We start from the raw sequence: 229 nt of genomic DNA on the forward strand, positions 1-229 counted from the left end.
CATCGTTGCCACTGGTGAAGCAATGCTCGCCGCCGGTCAGCAATACCACTCGCACGCTTGAGTCGCGCGCAGCCTCATCCAGCACCTCGGCCATGCCGGCGTACATTGCGCGGGTCAGCGCGTTCTTCTTGTCCGGGCGCTGCATGCGCAAGTTCAACATGCCGTCGTCAAGCGCGATAGACAGGTACTAGCTCATCAGGCACTCCGCAGCGCCATCGGCAGACGACCT

1 protein-coding gene is annotated in these 229 nt (G+C 62.4%); it reads right to left on the reverse strand.

The window, feature by feature from the left end; translation table 11 throughout:
• Positions 1 to 160: enoyl-CoA hydratase-related protein (locus tag VC352_RS25170; RefSeq protein WP_322982192.1), on the reverse strand; the 160-nt coding region annotated here is incomplete at its 3' end.
• Between the last annotated feature and the right edge of the window lie 69 nt (positions 161 to 229).

The organism is Pseudomonas sp. C11 (genome assembly GCF_034683865.1).
Classification (GTDB): domain Bacteria; phylum Pseudomonadota; class Gammaproteobacteria; order Pseudomonadales; family Pseudomonadaceae; genus Aquipseudomonas.